This is a genomic window from Pseudoalteromonas sp. T1lg21 (genome assembly GCF_002964625.1).
Classification (GTDB): domain Bacteria; phylum Pseudomonadota; class Gammaproteobacteria; order Enterobacterales; family Alteromonadaceae; genus Pseudoalteromonas; species Pseudoalteromonas gelatinilytica.
In genome coordinates this window covers 72,065-93,188 of sequence record NZ_PQBX01000002.1, presented here as the reverse complement: position 1 = coordinate 93,188, position 21,124 = coordinate 72,065, and the positions used below count along the sequence as shown (strand labels likewise).

Here is a 21,124-nt window from a genome sequence, read left to right as displayed (position 1 = left end):
TTTACGTTTTGGTGGAAGTTTGCAAGAGTAAAGCTACTAGGGGAAAGTGAGCAAGGGTAAAGTTAGAAAGTTACTAGTAGCAGCGATTTTACATCGCGTCATTGTAACTAAAGCCTAGAACCTAATACCTGATAAATTCTTTCGTAGGACTGGCTTTAGCCGGGAATGGTTGTAGATATGAGTTACGAGTTTCAAGAATAAAGTTAGCAAGTTAAGAAGTCGCAGCGATTTTACATAGCGTCTGAGGGCTGACAGCTGAACGCTTTCTAAAAAATGCAGGCCAGTGAGACCTGCACAGATATTTTTATTTAAGCTGCGTAAACCGCAAGTGGGTGTGTTGTATTGATAGAAACATGCACTGCATCACCTGGGCGAACCATCACTTCATGGCTTACTCGGCTTGTCACCACAGTATCACACGCTAATTTAACCGCGCATAAGCGACTGCCACCTTCGTAACGTACCCATGTCACTTTACCATTGCTGGTATTAGCATTTTGAATAAGGTGAATATCATCAGGGCGAAGTAATACATCAACCTTCGCGGTATCATGATCAACCTTAATAGCTGGGGCATTGCCTAAATCAGTGGTGGCGATATCACCTTCACAGTTGCCAGCAATGAAACTTGCTTCACCTAAGAAGCGTGCCACAAAGCGATTGCTTGGTAAGCTAAAGCAGCGTTCAGGGGTATCTATTTGCTGAATTATGCCTTCTTTCAGTACGCCAACACGGTCACCGACAGATAAGGCTTCTTCTTGATCATGGGTTACCCAAATAGCTGGAACGCCTGCATCTTTTAATGCATTACGAATATCCCAACGTAGGGTGTCTTTTAAAGCCGCATCTAGGTTTGATAAAGGCTCGTCAAGCAATACAAAGTCTGGTTCGTGAGCAAGTGTACGGGCAAGCGCTACACGCTGCTTTTGACCACCCGATAAGGTGGCAGGCTTTTTATCACGAAATGCTTCAAGACCCAATAACTTAATCCAATGATCTGCTTTCGAGGTATCGGTTAATCTAAAGCAAATATTTTGCTGTACCGTTAAATGCGGAAATAACGCAAAGTCTTGAAATACCATTCCTACTTTTCGTTTTTCTGGTGGTACTTTTAATTTAGGTGTTGCCCGCCATGAGCCTAAATTAATTTCGCCTTCGCTGATAGGAATAAGTCCAGCTAACGCTTGTAAGATTGTACTTTTACCACAGCCAGTTGGACCAACTAGCATGAGGATCTCACTTTCCCCAAGTGATAAGTTGAGTTCACTTACCACACGATTGCTACCATAATCGATAGACAGCTTACTAACTGATAGCATTAAACTGATCCTTAATGTTCTAATTGACTGCGCTTTTCACCTGAGAGCATTATAGCTAAGCCGCATGCTGATATCACTACTAACAATAAGCCAGGTATAGCAGCGCGTCCAAAGTAACCGGCTTCATAAACACGCCATAAATAGGTTGAAAGGGTTTCAAACCCTGTTGGACCAAGTAACAATGTCGCTTCAAGCTCACGCATTGATTCTAAAAATACCAAAGCTGCACCAGCAATAATACCGCGCAGTGTTAAAGGTAAGGTAATACGCATAAATGCTTCGCGGGGGCTGGCACCTAATACACGTGCCGATTTGATTAAACTCGAATCTAAGTGTTCAGTGCTGGTACGCACAGAGCCAACAGCTAGCGGTAAAAAGCGCAGCACGTAGGCAATCACTAATAATGCCAGAGTTTGGTATAAAAGTGGTAATTGCAGGCCACCATAAACAAGTGCTGTACCCATCACGATACCCGGAATACCAAACCCGAAATAAGTCACCCGCTCCATAATGCGCCCTAATTTACCGCTTAAGGCAGCATGCGCTACAGGTACTGCAACAACAACAGCGACAATAGCTGCAATGCCAGACGCATAAGCCGAATTCCACGCAATGCTGAAATCAAAATCAGCAATACCATCACGGGCAAGCCACAGGGTAAAAATAGCTAGCGGCAAACAAATAGCCAGTAATAAAACAGGTAGAAAAGTCACTAGCATGGCTAATTTCTGGCTGTTCGATGGGAATAACATCAGCGGTCTACCGTGGCGCTCTGAAGCCGTTTTAATTTGCGATTCAATGAACAGTAAAAAACCTACTATCACCATTAATTGTAACGATAACATCGCGGCACGACTTAAGCCAAAGGCGTTGTATTCAACATAGATCACCCGAGTAAAGGTGTCTAAGCGCATCATCGCCGGTGTACCAAAATCTGATAAGGTATAAAGCGCAACCAGCAATGAACCCGCCGCAATACCGTTGATAACACGGGGCAAGATTACTTTAAACACGCTCATTGTCATCGACATACCTAAAGTACGAGCTGCATTTACCATGCTGGCATCTAGACTGAGTAAAGATGAACGCGTCGTAAGCATAACAAACGGAAACGTGTATAGCGTCATTACAATGGCAGCACCCGTTAAGCCATACATAGGCGGCGTTTCAAAGCCCAACAGCTGATTTATCTCACCACCGGGGCCAAATGCTGCATACAAGGTAAACGCACCAATATAGCTTGGAATTGCCAGAGGAGCGGCAAACAATACAAGCCAAATTTTTTTAAAAGGAAGTTGAACATAGGCACTAATAAACGCCAGAGGCACGCCAATTAAAATAGAGCCGATTACTGTTAACACCATAAGTGACAAGGTGTTACCAAGAATTTTTAAATTGTGACTATCAAAAACAGCCGTCGCATCACTCGCTAAAGTGATCAATATATAAACTGGCACTAACGCCAAAAGCGCTGCAAGCAGCGCCATCGGATAAGAAGCAGGTATGCGCATTATAAAACACCGCTACTGCGCATAAGGTCGAGTGTTGGCCTTAAATCTGCCAATTGAGTTAAATCTATTTTCGGCGGTGACACATCCGTTAACGCTGGTAACCCAGCTGGCTGGTCAATGCCTTGGATCAATGGAATTTCGTACGCTTCACGTGCTAAGTAACTTTGTACTTCAGCACTAAGTAAGTAACGCATAAAGTTCATTGCATTCGGGTTATCTGTTAGCGATAACACACCTGATGCATTAACTAAGCAACCTGCATCTTGATTGGTGAAAGCAAGATCAAGGTTAGCATCTGGTTTGCCTGACTTAAGGCGTAATGTGTAATAATGGTTTGCAAAACCAATATCCACTTCGCCACGTTCAACGGCCATCACTACGCCAAGCTCACCAGCATAGGTTTTCGAACGTTTTTGAACTTTCTTCAGCCATTTAGCGGTTTTATCATCCCCTTCAAGAATGCGCATTGCTGTGACAAATGATTGGAATGATGCATAAGCCGGTGCCCAACCAATTGATAAATCGCTATCTGCAATTGCCATGATACTATCTGGGATCTGATCTTTACTTAAACGCTTAGTATTATAAGGCAATGTACGAATACGACCTGTTACAGGTGCCCAGCCCGGATAGCGGAACTGCGGTTGTAATTGCGCTTCTAAGTCAGATGGTAAGGCTTTAGCTAAACCTGCGTCGGTGACTAGACCAATCGCACCAGAGTCAACAGCCCAAAATAAATCAGCACGTTTAACACCTGCTTTAGCTTCTGCCACTATCATGTTGGCAAGTGCTGCAGTCGGGCCACGTCGAATTGATAAGTTAAGTTTTGGGTTTTTCTTTTGGATAGATTGCAGTACGTTTTCGTACAAACCACCTTCACCACGGCCTAGGTATAATGTTAGGTCACCCTCAAGGGCGGGTAAGTCATTCACTGAAATTGGGCTTGCAGCTGTTGCTGCAAAGGCACGTGAAAGAGGTAGTGGCATTGCGCCCACTACCCCAAACGCAGCCAGGCCTTGAATAAAGGTCCTACGCTTCACTAAAATACATCCTTACGTGCTTTTTCGGCTTCTTCTAGTAACACCTTAGCGCGATCTAATTTTTCTTGCATATCAACAACCACTGCACGTACTTGGTCAACAGTACTTTTATCAGAAATAGCTTTTGGCAGGGTTACGTTAAAATCTTTTTCTAGAACTTCTACTAACTTCGCATCTTTTTCGATAAGCGTACCTTCAACACCTTCGAATAAGTGAAGGTAAGTATCATGTACGATTTGCGTCGCTTCATCGCTTAAACGCTCTGCGTATTTTGCAACAACGCGGTCTAATTTGTGTTTGATTTCATCGATAGTAGCACTTTGCGTCATTGTTTCAGAAGCAGTTGCTTTTACAGCTTTTAATAAGCCTTTTTGCTGGAAGTCGGCAGCAAGTTTAACAGCTCCAAGACCCTGCCACAAGGCAGCATTTAAGGCCTTTTGATGCTCACGTACTTCGCTTGCTGGTTTTTTATCATCAATGGCCATTTTAACACCATAAATACCTTGCCAGATTGATGCATAAACCGGTACGTAGTTTGTTTCAATTGCGCTGTGAAACTTTACTGATTCCCAGAATTCAATTAAGTCATCGCTTTTAACAGCCTTTGCGCCTTTAGTTTCGTAATCGGTAACCATGGTGTCGACTTTACCGATCATCCATTCAACGTCTTCAGAATAATCTTTTAAATTTTCTTTTAGATGATTAACGTGCTCACCAATTGGGCCATTTGCCAATACAGGTTGGGCAATAAAAGTAGATGCTAATACTAGGCTTAGACCTAGTGTTTTCACGGTGTTTAACGCTAATTTCATAAGAGGGGACATCCAAGTTTCTAATTGTAAATGATAGCCATTATCATATATGTATCGATTGTCTAAATCAATTGCTATAAAGCCTTGATTACAGATTTAAACATTTTTATTTAATTGCTCAGAAAGTGTACTCAGCGTGTCCATAAATTGTTGAAGTGCTTGGCTATCTAAGCCACTCACTAGACGTGCTTGCCATTCGTTTGCTAACGGAACAATTTGTTTATGCAAACCTACTCCTGCCTCTGATAACGATAACAAGTTTGCGCGTTTATCAGTTGGGTTCGCTTTTGCTGCAATAAGGTTTCTTGTTAATAACGACTTTACTGCACGGGACACCGTTGATTTATCCATTTGTGCCATATCACACAATTGTTTAGCAGTGCATTCACCGTATTGAGCTAGGTTCGCGATTACTCGCCATTGTGGCACGGTTAAATCAAACTGCTTTTGATATAGCTCACTAAATTGCTCACTCATCTGCATTGCAATATTTGTTAATGAGTAAGGTAAGAACTGCTGTAAATCGAGCGTTGGGTGTTTGTTTGTTGTCATTGCTTCACTACTGTCAAAAATTATTTACACAAGTAAATTCAGTGCAGTTTGAATTTAGTCTCACATGAGAGTATCTTACCTAAAACCTTTCAGGAGTCTAGTGATGAATAACGAATTACAATATATGACAGGCTTTGGTAATGAGTTCGAAACCGAAGCATTACCCGGTGCATTACCTATCGGTCAATTCAGCCCTCAAAAAGTAAAATACGATTTATATGCTGAACAGTTCAGCACAACAGCATTTACAGCGCCGCGTGCTGATAACCGCCGTACTTGGTTTTATCGTATTCGCCCGTCAGTAGTACAAGGTGATTATACACCTATAGACAATGGCCTTATTCGTACCGCTCCTATTACAGAAGTCCCAACGCCACCGACAATGCTACGTTGGGATCCAATTGAAATTCCTGAGCAGCCAACAGATTTTATTGATGGTTTAATTACCATGGCTGCTAATGGCAGTGCTAATGCACAAACAGGTATAGGTATTCATATCTATGTAGCCAATAAATCAATGCAACACCGTTACTTTTATAATGCTGATGGTGAAATGCTGTTCGTACCACAACAAGGTGAACTATTACTAAGAACCGAGTGTGGAAAACTAACAGTCCGAGCTGGTGAAATTGCCGTAATTCCTCGCGGGATTAAATTTGCTGTTGATTTATTAACGGACACAGCCCGCGGCTATATTTGTGAAAACTATGGCCATGCCTATATTTTACCAGAGCGCGGCCCTGTAGGAGCTAATGGTTACGCCAATGACCGTGACTTCCACTACCCTGTTGCGGCTTATGAGGATGTAGAAGGTGACTTTGAACTAGTTGCAAAGTTTAATGGCAATATGTTCCGCTGCGATATTGGTCATTCTCCATTAGATGTCGTTGCATGGACAGGTAATAGTGCGCCATACAAGTATGACCTTGCTCGTTTCAATGTTATGAATACCGTGAGTTATGATCACCCGGATCCTTCAATCTTCACCGTACTAACGTCACCATCGGGTACAGAAGGTGTCGCAAATATCGACTTTGCTATCTTCCCTCCTCGTTGGATGGTGGCTGAAAACACATTCCGTCCACCTTATTACCACCGTAATATTATGAGTGAATTCATGGGGCTTATCGAAGGCGTATACGATGCAAAAGAGCATGGTTTTGTGCCTGGGGGTTCAAGTTTACATAATTGCATGTCGCCACATGGTCCAGAAGCAGATGTATTTGAAAAAGCATCAAATGCCGAACTTAAACCACAACGCTACGAAAACACCTTGGCATTTATGTTCGAATCGCGTTACGTTATTTCACCAACTAAATATGCTCTTGAAGGTAAAGAGCGTCAGCCTAACTATACTGACTGTTGGCGCACTATTAAAAAACATTTCACAGGTAAACAGGACGCATAATGAAACTTTATAGCTATTTTCGTTCATCAGCCGCTTACAGAGTTCGCATTGCTCTTAATTTAAAGAACATTGATCACGAGTTGGTCACCGTTAATTTATTAAAATCAGAGCAGCAAAGTGATCAGTACCTAGCAAAAAACCCACAAGGATTATTACCGGCACTAGAAACTGATCAAGGTGTGCTTGCACAATCGCTAGCTATTTTAGAGTGGCTTGAAGAAACGCACCCAGAAACACCGCTTTTAATAGGTGATGCATGGCAAAAAGCCCAGATCCGCAATATATGTTATGCCGTTGCGTGCGATATCCATCCTATCGATAATTTGCGAGTATTAAAGTACTTAGCTAATGATCTTGGTGTTGATGAAGAAGCAAAAACGGCTTGGTATAAGCATTGGGTAGAAGTTGGCTTTGAGAGTATCGAAAAGTTACTAGATGAAGCGAACACTTTTTGCGTTGGCGACAAACCAACACTTGCTGATGTCTGTTTAGTGCCGCAAGTATTTAATGCCTTACGCTTTAACGTTGATATGTGTAAGTACCCAAAAATCGCCACAGTTTATGAGCATTGTAATAAGCTAGATGCCTTTATTGATGCGGCTCCTCAGAACCAACCTGACGCAATCTAATTCGTTGTTATTAAAACTAAAGGCCCAATCATTTTGGGCCTTTTTATTATCTAATTTTTATCTCAGTGCGGAATTAATAACACTCACGTGATTGATCAAATCTAGCCCTAAATCCGTTAAATAGCCGCCATCAGGGCTATCAGTAATGCCTTTGTCATAAAGACGTTTTGCAGCATTTTTTACTGTTTCTTCTGCATCAGAGTGGATTTTAATGCCTTGCATTTGTGAGTCGCGGGGAAACTTAGCAAGCAGGGTTAATTCGTCAATCATATTTTTATTAAATTGCATGTGTTCACCTTTTTATTATCACGTCATTGTGCTTTTATAGAATACAGTCATAAGCTTAGTGTAGATACAAAAAACTGCACAATGAGAGGTGTATTTTGTTTAGAAAGATTTTAATCTTAACTACCTTGTTTATTTTATTGTTTTCACAGTTCGTTTTAGCAAAGGATAAAGCATTAGTTGTGCTAGATGGCCAAGAAGCACTTAACAACCACAAAGTGTGTTGGTATGAAAATAAGCGTTACACCGAAGGCGCTTATATTGCTGTTGGCGATATAACGTTAATTTGTGCAGCCAAACAGCCAAATTTTTCAAACAGCGACTTAGCATGGTTAAGACTGGATAAAAACGGCGATATTGTCTATCCAAAACGAGACAAGAGTATAAACGTCAATTAGCTTAAAGACGCTAGATACGTTACTATTACTCAGTTTAGAAATAACCAAAGATTAAGCATGGACAATCAACCAAATAACCCTTTGCACGGCATCAAGCTTGCCGACATCGTAACCCAACTTGAAGAAAAACTTGGCTGGGAAGGCCTAGCTGAGCATGTTGATGTGCGCTGTTTTCAAAATGACCCAAGTGTTAAATCAAGCTTAAAATTTTTACGTAAAACACCTTGGGCCCGTGAAAAAGTTGAACAACTATACATTGATACTTTCTCCTCTCAAAAGGCCGATGATGACGCACCTTTTGAATGGAAAAGTATTAAAAAATAACTGTTAGGTTTCGGCCATTATCACCGAAAGTGACTTCGGTGATACCTCTACCACCAGCTTTTCTGCTGTTTTAATCTCACCATCAATCACATAACTTATGTCTTTTTCTGCACTTACTGAAACTCGTTTAGCATTTGTATGATGGCTATTAATGGCAAAGCTTGTTTGCGTTATGCTTGAAAATACTAATTCAGCAATACTTAACGTACTGGCTTTCGCCTCTGAGTTAGGCGTTAACCAATTAACATCAAGTAAACCATCATTATGATCTGGCTGACCTGCTGATTGAGCCAACAATGTAGTAAACGGCGCTGCATTTGCAATGATTAAACTATTGGTATTTATAGACTGAGGTTCATTGTCGTCTAATGTAACTGTATAATCTTGCGCTTCATGTTCGCTTAGTGCCTGCCAAAATCCTTGTAAATAAGCTAGTTGGCCGGACTCATTTTTAGCATCTCGATGCGCCTTTTCAATCATTTTCTGCTCAAACCCAATTCCTGCTAATAACAGCATTCGCTCGCCATTACACAAAGCGGTATCGATCCGACTTGCCTGTCCCTCAATAATAAGTTCACAAGCTTGTTCGACTGGGATTAACTTAGATTGGAGCCCCATTAATACATGAGCTAATGCATTAGCAGTGCCTAAAGGAATAATGCCTAACTTACAGTCGGTATTGACTAACACACTGGCTACTTCTGTCACTGTACCGTCACCACCACATGCGATAACAACATCGGGATTTGTTTCTATAGCCTCTTTAGCTAATTGAATACCGTCCACATCTTCCGTTGTAGTGTGTACTGTTAAATCATAATATTCACTTAACCTTGCGGTTATCTGCTTTTTCTTTTCTTGCCACAGCTTTGTACCAGAGACTGGATTAGCAATTAATACAGCTTTGTTTTTAATTAGTAAATCGCCTCGACGATGACGTTTTATTAAGTGACGAAGTTGGCGCTTGTTTAAATTAGCAGTTTCTCGAGTTTCTTTGATTTGCTCCAAAACAGTATGAACATCTGCATCTTTATCTTGGCTTAGTAAGTATGCAGCCATAACAAACACTGAACGTCCGCGACCTAATGCGCAATGTACAACAACACGTCTATCAGCCTTTACTTGATGGTGGATCCAGTTAATTGCTTGATGTAATTGCGCACGAGTTGGCACACTGTGGTCTAAAACGGGAATATTTAAATAGCGAATATTTTCTTGGGTCGATGACCATTCAAGGCCATCAAACTCACAGGTAACATCTAAGATTGCTGTAATCCCTAACTCTTTCATGGTGTCAATATCTGATGGAAAGAGCCTGCAAGCTAAAAACAGATGTTCATTTATTTGTTGTAAGGGAGGCACTTTATCATGCTTACGAGACCAAGCATTGTATATTTGAGCCCCAAGTAAAAAGGGAATAAACGCCCAACGAATGTAAATTGGTATTACACCGTTTTCACGCTTTCTGAAAATTCGCGCAATGTTAAAAAAATAAGCGCCACTGACTAGTAGTAGCGACAATGCAGCCCAATAAAAAAATAGCGCAAAATAAACGAGCTCAACTCGAATTGCCACGATTATAAAAATAATTGCCAGCGCAAGATAGCTAAATGCTGCCCACATAATCACTCCTTGTTATTCTAATTACATAGTACGTTGCAAATTTCACTCCAGTAAAACCGCCTTATTTAAACTTGGTGACTATTTAAAATCAGTAACTTAGCGTTCACTTAAAAACCTACACTTTAAGTTTAGGACATTTTTTCACAACTTTATGAATAACTTACACTAACTTACAAATAATTTACATGTAGGTTGCTAACCTAAACAAGACTGCTAGGATAACCAGTAGAAAAATGCTTTGAGTTTTAAATTCACTGGTTATTTTTTATTAAAAATTCTTTTGCATCTAAAACCACCTTTAAAGCGTTACTAATAACATAACAGGAATTATATGGACAACGATGAACTTTTAGCGCTTTTGAGTGCAACAGCAAAAGGTAATAAAAATGCCTTTGCAAATTTGTACCAAAATACGAGTGCCAAACTATTTGCAATCAGCCTCAAGATGCTCGGTAATCGAGCACAAGCGGAAGAGGTTTTGCAAGATTCATTTGTTAAGATTTGGCACAATGCTAGTGAATATCAAGTATCCAAAGGGGCTGTTATGTCCTGGATGATCAGCATAGTGAGATATCGAAGCCTTGACCTTATTCGTCACAACAAAGTACGTAAAGAGCAAAGCCTCACAGATGAACATGACTTAGGGGATGGTTCATCACTTCAAATCAGCTATGAAGATGACTCTAAATTAGTAGATTGCATAGAACAACTTGATCCACAACAAAAGCAAGCTATTCACTTAGCTTATTATAAAGGACTGACTCATCATGAGCTTGTAGATCATATTGCTTCCCCTCTTGGTACAGTTAAAAGCTGGATCAGACGTGGTTTACAGCAATTACAGAGGTGCTTAACGTTATGAATTATGAAAACCAAAAGCTTATAGACATGTTAGCCGCCGAATACGTACTAGGTACATTGCGAGGTCCTGCACGCGACCGTTTTGCTCGCTTAATGCTGACCTCTACACGTGCCAGAGAAGCAACTTGGGTGTGGGAGCAACATTTAAATAATCTTGCAAGTTCAATTGAATCTGTTCCACCAGATGATCATGTGTGGGAAAAAATTATCAATCGCATTGACCCTAATGTTATCCCTATAAATAAACCAAAGAAAACAAATAGGTCATTACTCCAAGCATGGTCATTAATTGCCTCAGCTGCATGTATAGTCTTAGCATTGATTATTTGGCAGCCACAGCAAGAGCTTGCTACTGGATCACAACAAATTGCATTATTTAAAAATGAAACTGAGCAGCCACTGTGGTTTATTGATGTGAAAGATAAAACCTTATCTGTCAAAGCATCAAATGTTCTTAGCCCAAGATCTGATAAAGACTATGAGCTTTGGATGATTTTAAAAGGACAAGAAGCACCAATTTCATTAGGTTTACTACCTAAAAGTGGCAACATAGAACTGATAAAAAATAGTCAATTTAATGCGGACGACATTTCTATTCTAGCAGTCAGCTTAGAGCCATTAGGTGGCTCCCCTAATGGCTCACCAACTGAAGTACTCTACACTACAAATTTAGTAATCCTTTAATATAAAAGCCGTGTTTAACTCGGCTTTTAAACTTTTTAAAATATAATTCAATTTTTTTGCATCCAATCTTATTAGGTAAACGTTTTCATTATGACTTAAATTAAAACTAAGGAAAAAGTCATGAAGAAAGTAATACCATCCCTAATTACGATTGCAGTTTGTAGTACCTTATTTACTTCTATATCTGAAGCATCTAGCCATCGTGAAGCGCCAAATATTACGCGCTTTCCAACGTTAGATTCGACAGACTTTTATGCATTTAACAGTTACGAAGAAGGCCGAGGTGACTACGTAACATTTATTGCTAACTACATCCCATTGCAAGATGCTTATGGTGGTCCTAACTACTTTGCTATGGACCCAGACGCTACTTATAGCATCCATATTGATAACGATGGTGATGCTATTGAAGACATGACATTTGCATTTAATTTCAAAAGTATGTTGCCAAACAATAATATGGGTGTAGCACTTACTGTTGGACCTGAAGGTAATCAAAGAACAGTTGCAGTTCCTCTAAAAAATGTCGGTGGTGTTTCTGCAGGTAATAATTCTGCCGTTAATTTCAGTGAGTCATATACTGTGAGTGTTATTTCTGGGCCACAACGTTCTGGCACAAAAAGCATGCTGACTAACACCTCCAATAGCAGCAATGATTTTTATAAACCACTAGATTACATTGGTAATAAGACATTCTCATCAATGGCTTCATACCAAGAATACGCTGATCAATTTATTTATAATGTCGCACTTCCAGGTTGTGATGGCATGGGTAAAGTGTTTGTAGGTCAAAGAAAAGACCCATTTGTTGTGAATCTAGGCAAAACATTTGACCTTGTTAATTATGTTCCAGTCGAAGGTGACAGTTCGCCTGGCGCAGGCGATGGTGAAGGGTTCCCTGGAGGTATCACTCAATCAGCCGATAATGATGATTTAGCAATGAAAAATGTCACTTCAATTGCTGTCGAAGTACCAAAAGCCTGTGTAACAGGTGAAGGTAATGGCACAATTGGTAGTTGGACAACTGCAAGCTTGCCACAAGCACGTATATTAAACCCAAATGCATCATTTGCTAAACCAGCAGTAAATGGCGGTGCGTTAACACAGGTTTCTCGCCTTGGTAGCCCATTGGTCAATGAGTTAGTTATTGGCTTGAAAGACAAAGATACATTTTCAACATCAGCGCCATCTGATGATACGCAATTTGCTGATTATGTAACCCACCCTTCACTACCTGAGCTTTTAAATATCTTATTTAAAGATGCTGTGAATTCAACGTTGGGTGCCAATATTGAAACATTGGCACCTACTAACTTCCCAAGAAATGATTTAGTTACAGCATTTTTAACGGGTTTCCCTGGTGTTAATCAACTTTCAACTGTTACGCCATCTGAAATGCTGCGTTTAAATACAGCGATCGCTGCAACTCCACAAAATGAGCAATCAGCTTTTGGTGTAGCTGGTGATGATTTAGCAGGTTTCCCAAATGGTCGTCGACCTGGAGATGACGTAGTCGACATTGCATTACGTGTAGTAATGGGTCGTTTATGTTACCCAATCCCAGTGAATGGCACAGATACTGATCTTGGCTTGTGTACAGCAGAGGATGCAAGTGTAGGTAATGTTCCATTTACAGATGGTGCACCACTTGATGCAAGTATGATGGATAGCAGTTTTCCTTATCTTGCTACCCCGATTGCTGGCTCTAAGTAATGAGGAAATTAATGATGCGTAATTTAAAACTCTCAAGCATCACACTCATTATTATCACAGGATTATTAACAGCTTGTAGTGATAATGACAAAGATGACAAAAATATGATGAAGCCTGAACCTGTCAATAATGCACCAAGCGCTGTTGATGCAATGGTTACAACCCAAACTGAAGTCGTTATTAACGATATGCTTGAAGGCTCAGACCCCGATGGCGATGAATTAACGTACAGTTTAGTCAGTGAACCAAATTTAGGCACCGTAAATGTAAATTCTGATGGCAGCTATAGCTACACACCTAACCCTGAGACCGTAGGTTCGGATAGTTTTCAATTTGCAGTTAGTGATGGCGTTAATAGTCAGGCTACAGCGACTGTTAGTATCACCATAGAAACATTGCAAGTTGATTTTTCAACCATAGGACGGGCCGCATTTAATCAAGACCCAAGCGCACAGCCCTTAAGACTCAATGGGCGTGAATTTATAAATACGGGTAATGATGCAAATTTTGATGATTTAGTGAACGGGAATTAGTTAAATCTTGGCCACGGATGGCTTTTCTTTGGAGAAATCATGAAATATTTATTTTACATTGCGATGGTTATTAGTGTTTTTGTTCATGCTGAACCTTATACTCCAAAAGATTCAGATGTCATAGCCGTTTCCAGCAAGAAGATCAAAACCGACTTTACTAAAGCACAGCTGAACAAGCTTTTTTCAGAAAGCCAACATGTTGGTAACACTGAAAGGAATCAAGGTATTTTAAAGCGTTACTTAGAGCATAAAGTTACACAGTCCGATGATCCTGATATACATTACTTTTATGCACGACTATTACAACGTGAACATCAATTTGACGAGGCAATTCGGATCCTCAGTGATGTAACCGATCAAGCTCCTCAGCACGTTAATGCTATTTTACTTAAAGCTAATTTATTGATGGTAAAGGGTAAATTTAATGAAGCGCTAGGTCAGTGTTTATCATTGTTTGGCTTGGCAAGCATTGAAACAATATCGACATGTTCTCTAGATGTTAAAAGTCAAAATGGAGAACTGAAACAAAGCTATGAAGGGCTTCAAAAAATAGCGAGCTCTTCATCTATGAGTATTAATACTCGTCATGTACTCGCTGAAATGGCATATCGATTAGGCTACACAGAACAAGCTTTATCATATCTTAGTAACGTTGATTTAAAAACGGCACCTGTAAGTCTAGTGGTTCTTTGGGCTGATGCAAAATTAGCTCAAAAAAATGGCTCGGCAGTGCTTTCTACTTTAGCCGTTTTAACATCTGAAAATGCCAACCTTGAAGATGCTATTTTACTGCGTTTAGCACAAGCTGAAAAAGTTAAAAGCCAATCGACTAAATGGCAAGAACAGATGGCAAAGCGAGTAACACTCAGAGAATTGAGACAAGACACCTATCACGCAAGTGATTTAGCTTGGTATTATTTAACTATAAATAGGAATATGACCAAGGCCAAGTATTGGGCTCGAATAAATTGGCAACAAGCGAAACTACAAAGCGATAAACGTCTGCTTGAACTCACAGGGCTCATTAATTGAGGAAATATATGAAAATCTTATCATCTGTCTTTTTAATTCTTTTGGTCTATAGTTTTGAACTAAACGCTCATCAACTTAGTACGGCATACTTAGAATTAACGAAGTCCGAAAATGAACAATTAACTTTAAATGGTCAATGGAAAGTGGCTGTGATGGACTTAGAACACGTTGTCGAATTTGATAAAAATGCAGATGACGTGATCACTTGGCAAGAAATTAAAAATCAAAAAGGAGCTATTCATCAATACCTAGTTGAAAAGATTAGCGCACAGCAAAATAATGAATTATGTGCAATTAACAGTGAGGGTGATTTAAAGATTGACTCACATTTTAATGAATCATATATCGTTACCCCTATACAAATTAGCTGCCCAAATAGCCAAAGCTTTTCTATAAATTACAGTGCATTGTTCGAAGTCGATGCGAATCACAAAGCCATTTCTGCAATTGGAAATATAAGCCGGGTTTTTACTTTAAATGAACAAACTCAAATTTTTAGTTTTGATGAAACGAGCTATTCAGAAACGTTTATTGAATATGTGCATCAAGGCATATTACATATTTGGATGGGCACCGATCATATTTTGTTCTTAATTGCCCTATTGCTGGGCTGTGTGTTAGTTCGTAAGCAAGGACAGTGGCAACGTGTCGAGTCTAAAAAACAAATTCTAATTGATACAGCTTGGATCATCACCGCTTTTACACTTGCTCACTCAATTACCCTAACAGCGACTGCTATGAATATCATATCGCCAAACACCCGATGGGTAGAATTAGGTATCGCGCTTTCTGTATTATTTGCTGCAATAAATAATATTTGGCCAATGATTGTGCGCTTAGGCTGGATCACATTCTGTTTTGGTCTATTACACGGTATGGGGTTTGCGAGTGTGTTAGGTGAGCTTGGTTTATCAAATGAATACCAGCTAATGAGTATTTTAGCCTTTAATTTAGGGGTTGAGATTGGTCAACTGGTTATTTTAGCAATTTGTTTACCACTACTAATGCTACTTAGAAATAACTCCTGGTACAAAAAAGCTATTATGCCAGCAGGCTCAGTGCTAATTGCCATTATGGCAATCCAATGGTCTATAGAGCGCTTTTAATAAGCGCTTTATTCAAAGGGTAACAATAAGGTTTTCATCGCTGGACGCAACGCTTTATGTAACTCATTGATATTAAGATCTGGGTTTAACATCTTACGCAACAAGAGCCCCCCCATCACAGAAAACATCACTTCAATACGGGCATTCACTTCTTCAAGTGCGGTACCTTGTAACGGCCCTCTTTCACCAACTAACAATTCGCGCATAGAATCACGGGCGTGGCTATCTGACTCACGCAGTAAGTTAGCGACTTTTTCATTGCGCGCAGCTTCTGCGAGCATTTCTAAATCAAGCGCACCTTGATTTAAATCGGTATGGCGCTCAACACCTCTATCGAGTCCATCTAGCAACACGGTGACACGATCGCCCGGCTTATCTGCAAACTCTTTAAAGATTGAGAACATTTCTTCCATATCACGCTCAACAATCGATTCTATAATCGCTTCTTTACTAGCGAAATAATTATAGATATGGCCTGCACTCATGCCTGCTGTTTTAGAAATTTCAGCCATTCCCGCGCCATGATAGCCCTTACGTCGAAAACAATCCGCTGCAGCACAAAGCACTTGATTACGTCTTGCCTCAGCAAGCGCAGGGTCATTGTGTCTTTTCGTTTTTTGCGTCATGGTTTCTCCAAGCTCTTTTGAAATGGTTAACTTTTACTTAAACAAGGTTTACAGGATCTTAATATCACAGGAGAGTCAAAACAACTAAGATCCTGCAAAACCTTAAATAAATTATGCTTTTGCTGTTTTAATGCACATTTTTTTGCGCATTCCAGCCGCCACCCAGTGCTTTATACAAATTAATTTGGCTAGCAAGATACGCTTGTTTACCCAAAATTAACTGTTGCCCAGCACTGTACCAATTTCGTTGCGCATCCAACACTTGCAAGTAACTGTCTGCTCCTTTTTGAAAACGCGCATCTGATAAAGTAAAAGATAACTCATTACTTTGGTACAAATCACTGAGTGCATCTAGCTGATGCATATAACCTTCTCGATCAGCAAGGGCATCAGATACTTCTTTAAATGCTTGTTGTATGGTTTGCTCATAGCTATTAAGCGCCATTTCTTGTTGTGCCTTTGCAACATCGAGATTGGCTTGATTACGACCCATATTAAAGATAGGTAAGTTAATCGATGGTACAAAACTCCATGTACCTGAGCCCGAATCAAAAAGATTACTCAAATCAGCAGAGGCCGTTCCTGCATTGGCGGTTAAACTTATACTCGGATAGAATGCCGCTTTTGCCACACCAATATTTGCATTAGCTGCCAGTAAATCATGCTCAGCGGCCTTAATGTCTGGTCGTTGCGTCAGTAACTCTGACGGCAACCCCACAGGCACATCCGGTAAGTTCAGTACATCATCTATACTTTCACTTGGTAATAAATCTGCAGTGACGGTTTTACCTACTAGAAAATCGAGGGCATTTTTATCGCGCTTAAGTAAACGCTGATAGTTTGCAATATCGACCTTAGCGGTTGCTACTGTGCTTTCAAGTTGCGATAGCGTTAACTGAGAAGCAGCACCTAGAGCAAATGTCTTACGAGTTAGCTCTAAAGACTCCTGCTGAGACTTTAAAGTCTCGTTTGCAAGTGCCAAAAGCTCTTTGTCCGTCGCATAGTTAAGCCATGCATTCACTAATTCGGAGATCAAACTAATGCGCACACTGGTTAAACTGTACTCGGCAGAATATAGGTTTTGTAATGCTTGCTCTGATTGGTTGCGTACTTTGCCCCAAAGATCAATTTCGTAAGCGGTTAAGCCAACAGTCGCTGAATAATTTTCAGAAATAGTTGCTTGACCAGTACCAGATAAATCTGCCGGAAGACGCTGACGAGTACCCGATGCATTTAGGTCTATGCTTGGGTAAAGCGCTGAATCTTCAATCTGATACATTGCTCTTACCTGCTGCACATTCAGTGCAGCAGTTTTAATATCTTTGTTGTTTTCCAGCGTTAGCGCAATCAGCTGTTGCAGCTGCGCATTACTGAAAAATGACTGCCAATTCAGCGCATTGATATCGCCCGCTGTACCTTGGATATCATAGTTTTGAGCAACGGGTAATTCACGTTGCTCCATATCTGGCGCCATATTACATGCAGATAACATAAGTGCAGCAACAGACACTGAGATAAGTTTAGCTTTCATTATGCCTGCTCCTCATTAGTTGATTTTGTTTTGCCTGGGAATACTCTGCGCACCAGTACAAAGAACAGCGGCACAAAGATTACCACAATGGTCGATGACGCAAGAGTACCGCCAATAACAGCAATACCTAGTGCGTTTTGTGCACCTGAGCCTGCACTTGATGCAATTGCCAGTGGTAGTACACCACACACAAATGCCATTGATGTCATAAAGATTGGACGTAAACGTAGACGAATAGCTGCTACCGCGGCATCGACAAGTTTCATACCTTCATCCATTTTATGAATAGCAAACTCTACAATTAAGATGGCATTTTTTGATGCCAGACCTATGGTGGTTAATAGACCCACTTGGAGATAAATATCGTTTGATAAATTAAATACAAATGACGCAATCGACGCACCAAATACACCAAGCGGTACAATGAGCATAACTGCAGCAGGAACTGACCAGCTTTCATATAACGCCGCTAAACATAGGAATACAACCAATAATGAAAGTGCATAAAGTAATGGCGCTTGACCACCACTTAAACGTTCTTCATATGAAATACCTGTCCATTCGAACGATACACCCGGTGGTAACTTCTTAACCATTTTCTCAACTTCAGCCATCGCTTGACCAGTACTGTAGCCTGGAGCAGCAGCACCTTGGATTTCCATCGCTGAGAAGCCGTTATAACGCTCAAGACGCGGTGAGCCATAAGTCCAATACGAATGAGCAAACGCCGTAAATGGCACCATGTCACCACTTGCGTTACGTACATACCATTCATCTAAGTCTTCTGGCACCATGCGTGATTCAGGTGTGCCTTGTAAGTACACTTTTTTCACACGGCCACGGTCGATAAAGTCATTTACATAGCTACTACCCCACGCTGTCGATAACGTATTATTGATATCAGCTTGAGTAAGACCTAATGCTTCAGCTTTTGCTAAATCAATATCAAGTTCAAGCTCTGGCTTATCTTCTTGACCATTCGGGCGCACACCCGATAGCACAGGGTTCTGCGCAGCCATACCTAAAAACATGTTACGTGCTTCAAGTAGTTTTTCGTGACCTAGGCCAACCCTATCTTGTAAGAACAAGGTGAAACCGTTTGCAGTACCAAGTTCAACAACAGCAGGTGGTGGGAAAGCAAATACGAACGCTTCTTTAATGGTTGAAAAGTAACCCATGGCTTTACCCGCAACTGCACCGACTGATAGATCATGGCGTTGACGTTCATCCCAGTGTTTTAAGCCAACAAAGCCGATTGCCGCATTTTGACCAGAGCCTGCAAAGCTAAAACCTGTTACCGTAAAGATAGATTTAACTGCTTCTGATTGATCTTCTAAGAAGTGGTGTTCCATCTTTTCAACAACTTTTAACGTTTGCTCTGTTGTCGCACCCGCAGGTAAGCTCACTTGGTTAAACAAAATACCTTGGTCTTCATCTGGTAAAAATGCCGATGGTAATTGTGAGAAAATAAACACCATACCACCCACGATTAAACCGTAAATAAGTAAGTAGCGTTTACTGTGTTTGATCATGCGAGACACAAAACCTTGCGCACCCGAGTTTGTTTTGTCAAAACCACGATTAAAACCAAGGAAGAAACGACCAATGAATGACTTGTTATTGTGAACATGACTTGGTTTTAAAATAGTCGCACAAAGCGCTGGTGTTAAAATCAACGCAACTAGCACAGATAGACTCATAGCTGTTACTAAAGTGATTGAGAACTGACGGTAAATTACACCTGTAGAGCCTGGGAAGAACGCCATAGGCACAAATACAGCCGACAGCACCATCGCAATACCGACAAGTGCGCCTTTGATTTCATCCATCGATTTACGTGTTGCTTGTAATGGCGATAAGTTTTCTTCAGTCATTACACGTTCAACGTTTTCAACAACAACGATGGCATCATCTACCAGTAGACCAATGGCAAGTACCATCGCAAACATAGTGAGGGTATTAATTGAGAAACCAAACACTTGTAAAATGGCAAACGTACCTAGCAATACAACAGGTACTGCAATGGTCGGAATAAGTGTTGCTCTGAAGTTCTGTAAGAATAAGTACATTACTAAGAACACCAGTACAACAGCTTCAATTAGAGTGCTTACTACTTTCTCAATTGAAAGTGATACGAATGGCGTCGTATCGTAAGGAACAACCGTAGTTAAACCTTCAGGGAAGAAAGGCTCAAGTTCAGCAAGCGCGGCTTTTACGCCGTCTGCGGTATCAAGTGCGTTGGCACCACTGGCAAGCTTAACACCTAAACCCGATGCAGGTTTGCCGTTAAAGCGCGCAACAACACCGTAGTTTTCACCACCTAATTCAACATTCGCAACGTCACTTAGGCGAACAACTGAACCATCAGCATTGGTTTTTACAAAAATATTTCTAAATTGCTCAGGTGTTTGTAAACGGCTTTGTGCAGTCACCGTTGCATTTAATTGTTGGCCACTTACTGCTGGCAAGGCACCTAGTTGACCTGCCGACACTTGCGCATTTTGAGCACTGATTGCAGCGCTAATATCTGCAGGAGTTAACGAGTATTTAAGTAACTTAGCTGGGTCTAACCAAATACGCATTGCATATTGAGAGCCAAACAGCTGTACTTCACCGACACCATTTACACGCGAAATAATATCAAGCACGTTTGATGAAACATAATCACCGATATCGATGTTATTCATACTGCCGTCTTCAGAGACAAAGCCTACAACCATTAAGAAGTTTCGAGCAGATTTTGCAACCGAGACACCTTGACGTTGTACTTCTTCAGGTAATAACGGTGTTGCAAGCGACAGTTTGTTTTGTACTTGAACCTGTGCGATATCAGGGTCTGTATCTGCACTAAATGTTAAGGTTAACGTCGCTGAGCCATTTGACTCAGAGGTTGATGACATGTAAAGCAAGCCATCTAGCCCTTTCATTTTTTGTTCAATAACCTGTGTAACCGTATCTTCAAGAGTACGGGCCGACGCACCAGGGTATGTGGCTTGAATACTAATTGCAGGTGGTGCAATTGATGGATACTGCGCAACTGGCAAACTTCTAATTGCTAAGATACCTGCCAGCATCACAACGATAGCAAGTACCCATGCAAATATGGGCCGATCAATAAAAAATCGTGACATTAAGTT

Annotated in this window: 20 protein-coding genes; 10 read left to right on the top strand and 10 right to left on the bottom strand. The window is 40.7% G+C overall.

Annotated elements, in window-relative coordinates:
* Window positions 1-308: 308 nt before the first annotated feature.
* The 5 genes from C2M25_RS02245 to C2M25_RS02225 form a co-directional block, all read right to left on the bottom strand.
* Complete coding sequence (locus C2M25_RS02245) at window positions 309-1,319, bottom strand: ABC transporter ATP-binding protein (protein ID WP_105180295.1); 1,011 nt, start codon at window positions 1,317-1,319, stop codon at window positions 309-311.
* 11 nt (window positions 1,320-1,330) lie between these two features.
* The gene (locus tag C2M25_RS02240; RefSeq protein ID WP_105180294.1) at window positions 1,331-2,830 is read right to left on the bottom strand and encodes an ABC transporter permease; all 1,500 of its coding nucleotides are present in this window, start codon (window positions 2,828-2,830) and stop codon (window positions 1,331-1,333) included.
* Window positions 2,830-3,870, bottom strand: a complete 1,041-nt coding sequence (locus C2M25_RS02235; protein ID WP_063703675.1) for an extracellular solute-binding protein — start codon at window positions 3,868-3,870, stop codon at window positions 2,830-2,832. The genes C2M25_RS02240 and C2M25_RS02235 overlap by 1 nt, the downstream gene beginning before the upstream one ends.
* Window positions 3,870-4,682, bottom strand: coding sequence for a hypothetical protein (locus C2M25_RS02230; RefSeq protein WP_105173378.1), 813 nt, complete (start codon window positions 4,680-4,682; stop codon window positions 3,870-3,872). The genes C2M25_RS02235 and C2M25_RS02230 overlap by 1 nt, the downstream gene beginning before the upstream one ends.
* Window positions 4,683-4,778: 96 nt before the next feature.
* Window positions 4,779-5,234 (bottom strand): MarR family winged helix-turn-helix transcriptional regulator, encoded by a 456-nt coding sequence (locus C2M25_RS02225; protein WP_105180293.1) that lies wholly within the window; start codon window positions 5,232-5,234, stop codon window positions 4,779-4,781.
* 103 nt (window positions 5,235-5,337) lie between these two features.
* Here C2M25_RS02225 and hmgA point away from each other — a divergent pair, with 103 nt between their 5' ends.
* Window positions 5,338-6,642: a homogentisate 1,2-dioxygenase gene (hmgA, locus tag C2M25_RS02220; protein WP_105180292.1), complete on the top strand. Its 1,305-nt coding sequence runs from the start codon at window positions 5,338-5,340 to the stop codon at window positions 6,640-6,642.
* Complete coding sequence (gene maiA / locus C2M25_RS02215; protein ID WP_105180291.1) at window positions 6,642-7,271, top strand: maleylacetoacetate isomerase; 630 nt, start codon at window positions 6,642-6,644, stop codon at window positions 7,269-7,271. The genes hmgA and maiA overlap by 1 nt, the downstream gene beginning before the upstream one ends.
* A gap of 57 nt (window positions 7,272-7,328) precedes the next feature.
* Here the strand turns inward: maiA and C2M25_RS02210 are convergent, their stop codons facing one another.
* Complete coding sequence (locus C2M25_RS02210; protein ID WP_105180290.1) at window positions 7,329-7,559, bottom strand: TIGR02647 family protein; 231 nt, start codon at window positions 7,557-7,559, stop codon at window positions 7,329-7,331.
* A 95-nt stretch (window positions 7,560-7,654) separates the two neighbouring features.
* Here C2M25_RS02210 and C2M25_RS02205 point away from each other — a divergent pair, with 95 nt between their 5' ends.
* Together C2M25_RS02205 and C2M25_RS02200 are read left to right on the top strand one after the other, a co-directional pair.
* Window positions 7,655-7,954: a DUF1496 domain-containing protein gene (locus C2M25_RS02205; RefSeq protein ID WP_105180289.1), complete on the top strand. Its 300-nt coding sequence runs from the start codon at window positions 7,655-7,657 to the stop codon at window positions 7,952-7,954.
* A 57-nt stretch (window positions 7,955-8,011) separates the two neighbouring features.
* Complete coding sequence (locus C2M25_RS02200) at window positions 8,012-8,278, top strand: VF530 family DNA-binding protein (RefSeq protein ID WP_105180288.1); 267 nt, start codon at window positions 8,012-8,014, stop codon at window positions 8,276-8,278.
* A 3-nt stretch (window positions 8,279-8,281) separates the two neighbouring features.
* Here C2M25_RS02200 and C2M25_RS02195 read toward each other — a convergent pair whose 3' ends face one another.
* A complete protein-coding gene (locus tag C2M25_RS02195) occupies window positions 8,282-9,901 on the bottom strand; it encodes a diacylglycerol kinase family protein (protein WP_105180287.1) in 1,620 nt (539 codons plus the stop codon).
* Between the two features lie 331 nt (window positions 9,902-10,232).
* Here C2M25_RS02195 and C2M25_RS02190 point away from each other — a divergent pair, with 331 nt between their 5' ends.
* From C2M25_RS02190 to C2M25_RS02165, 6 genes are all read left to right on the top strand, one after another.
* Window positions 10,233-10,763 carry a sigma-70 family RNA polymerase sigma factor gene (locus C2M25_RS02190; RefSeq protein ID WP_105180286.1) on the top strand — a complete coding sequence of 177 codons (531 nt, stop codon included), beginning with the start codon at window positions 10,233-10,235 and terminating at the stop codon, window positions 10,761-10,763.
* Window positions 10,760-11,446 (top strand): anti-sigma factor, encoded by a 687-nt coding sequence (locus C2M25_RS02185; protein WP_105180285.1) that lies wholly within the window; start codon window positions 10,760-10,762, stop codon window positions 11,444-11,446. The genes C2M25_RS02190 and C2M25_RS02185 overlap by 4 nt, the downstream gene beginning before the upstream one ends.
* Before the next feature lie 120 nt (window positions 11,447-11,566).
* Window positions 11,567-13,159: a DUF4331 domain-containing protein gene (locus C2M25_RS02180; protein WP_105180284.1), complete on the top strand. Its 1,593-nt coding sequence runs from the start codon at window positions 11,567-11,569 to the stop codon at window positions 13,157-13,159.
* Between the two features lie 14 nt (window positions 13,160-13,173).
* Window positions 13,174-13,692, top strand: coding sequence for an Ig-like domain-containing protein (locus C2M25_RS02175; RefSeq protein WP_105180283.1), 519 nt, complete (start codon window positions 13,174-13,176; stop codon window positions 13,690-13,692).
* A 39-nt stretch (window positions 13,693-13,731) separates the two neighbouring features.
* A complete protein-coding gene (locus tag C2M25_RS02170; RefSeq protein WP_105180282.1) occupies window positions 13,732-14,724 on the top strand; it encodes a tetratricopeptide repeat protein in 993 nt (330 codons plus the stop codon).
* Between the two features lie 8 nt (window positions 14,725-14,732).
* Window positions 14,733-15,830, top strand: a complete 1,098-nt coding sequence (locus C2M25_RS02165; protein ID WP_105180281.1) for a HupE/UreJ family protein — start codon at window positions 14,733-14,735, stop codon at window positions 15,828-15,830.
* Window positions 15,831-15,838: 8 nt separating this feature from the next.
* Here C2M25_RS02165 and C2M25_RS02160 read toward each other — a convergent pair whose 3' ends face one another.
* From C2M25_RS02160 to C2M25_RS02150, 3 genes are all read right to left on the bottom strand, one after another.
* Entirely contained in the window at window positions 15,839-16,456 is a 618-nt protein-coding gene (locus C2M25_RS02160) for a TetR/AcrR family transcriptional regulator (RefSeq protein WP_105180280.1), read from the bottom strand.
* A 127-nt stretch (window positions 16,457-16,583) separates the two neighbouring features.
* Window positions 16,584-17,987: an efflux transporter outer membrane subunit gene (locus tag C2M25_RS02155; RefSeq protein WP_105180279.1), complete on the bottom strand. Its 1,404-nt coding sequence runs from the start codon at window positions 17,985-17,987 to the stop codon at window positions 16,584-16,586.
* Window positions 17,987-21,118, bottom strand: a complete 3,132-nt coding sequence (locus C2M25_RS02150) for an efflux RND transporter permease subunit (RefSeq protein ID WP_105180278.1) — start codon at window positions 21,116-21,118, stop codon at window positions 17,987-17,989. Before C2M25_RS02150 ends, C2M25_RS02155 begins: the two co-directional genes overlap by 1 nt.
* Between the last annotated feature and the right edge of the window lie 6 nt (window positions 21,119-21,124).

Coding starts and splice junctions, on each gene's coding strand:
- C2M25_RS02245 (WP_105180295.1), bottom strand. CDS start 1,319: ATGCTATCAGTTAGTAAGCTGTCTATCGATTATGGTAGCAATCGTGTG.
- C2M25_RS02240 (WP_105180294.1), bottom strand. CDS start 2,830: ATGCGCATACCTGCTTCTTATCCGATGGCGCTGCTTGCAGCGCTTTTG.
- C2M25_RS02230 (WP_105173378.1), bottom strand. CDS start 4,682: ATGAAATTAGCGTTAAACACCGTGAAAACACTAGGTCTAAGCCTAGTA.
- C2M25_RS02225 (WP_105180293.1), bottom strand. CDS start 5,234: ATGACAACAAACAAACACCCAACGCTCGATTTACAGCAGTTCTTACCT.
- hmgA (WP_105180292.1), top strand. CDS start 5,338: ATGAATAACGAATTACAATATATGACAGGCTTTGGTAATGAGTTCGAA.
- maiA (WP_105180291.1), top strand. CDS start 6,642: ATGAAACTTTATAGCTATTTTCGTTCATCAGCCGCTTACAGAGTTCGC.
- C2M25_RS02210 (WP_105180290.1), bottom strand. CDS start 7,559: ATGCAATTTAATAAAAATATGATTGACGAATTAACCCTGCTTGCTAAG.
- C2M25_RS02200 (WP_105180288.1), top strand. CDS start 8,012: ATGGACAATCAACCAAATAACCCTTTGCACGGCATCAAGCTTGCCGAC.
- C2M25_RS02195 (WP_105180287.1), bottom strand. CDS start 9,901: ATGTGGGCAGCATTTAGCTATCTTGCGCTGGCAATTATTTTTATAATC.
- C2M25_RS02190 (WP_105180286.1), top strand. CDS start 10,233: ATGGACAACGATGAACTTTTAGCGCTTTTGAGTGCAACAGCAAAAGGT.
- C2M25_RS02185 (WP_105180285.1), top strand. CDS start 10,760: ATGAATTATGAAAACCAAAAGCTTATAGACATGTTAGCCGCCGAATAC.
- C2M25_RS02180 (WP_105180284.1), top strand. CDS start 11,567: ATGAAGAAAGTAATACCATCCCTAATTACGATTGCAGTTTGTAGTACC.
- C2M25_RS02175 (WP_105180283.1), top strand. CDS start 13,174: ATGCGTAATTTAAAACTCTCAAGCATCACACTCATTATTATCACAGGA.
- C2M25_RS02170 (WP_105180282.1), top strand. CDS start 13,732: ATGAAATATTTATTTTACATTGCGATGGTTATTAGTGTTTTTGTTCAT.
- C2M25_RS02165 (WP_105180281.1), top strand. CDS start 14,733: ATGAAAATCTTATCATCTGTCTTTTTAATTCTTTTGGTCTATAGTTTT.
- C2M25_RS02160 (WP_105180280.1), bottom strand. CDS start 16,456: ATGACGCAAAAAACGAAAAGACACAATGACCCTGCGCTTGCTGAGGCA.
- C2M25_RS02155 (WP_105180279.1), bottom strand. CDS start 17,987: ATGAAAGCTAAACTTATCTCAGTGTCTGTTGCTGCACTTATGTTATCT.
- C2M25_RS02150 (WP_105180278.1), bottom strand. CDS start 21,118: ATGTCACGATTTTTTATTGATCGGCCCATATTTGCATGGGTACTTGCT.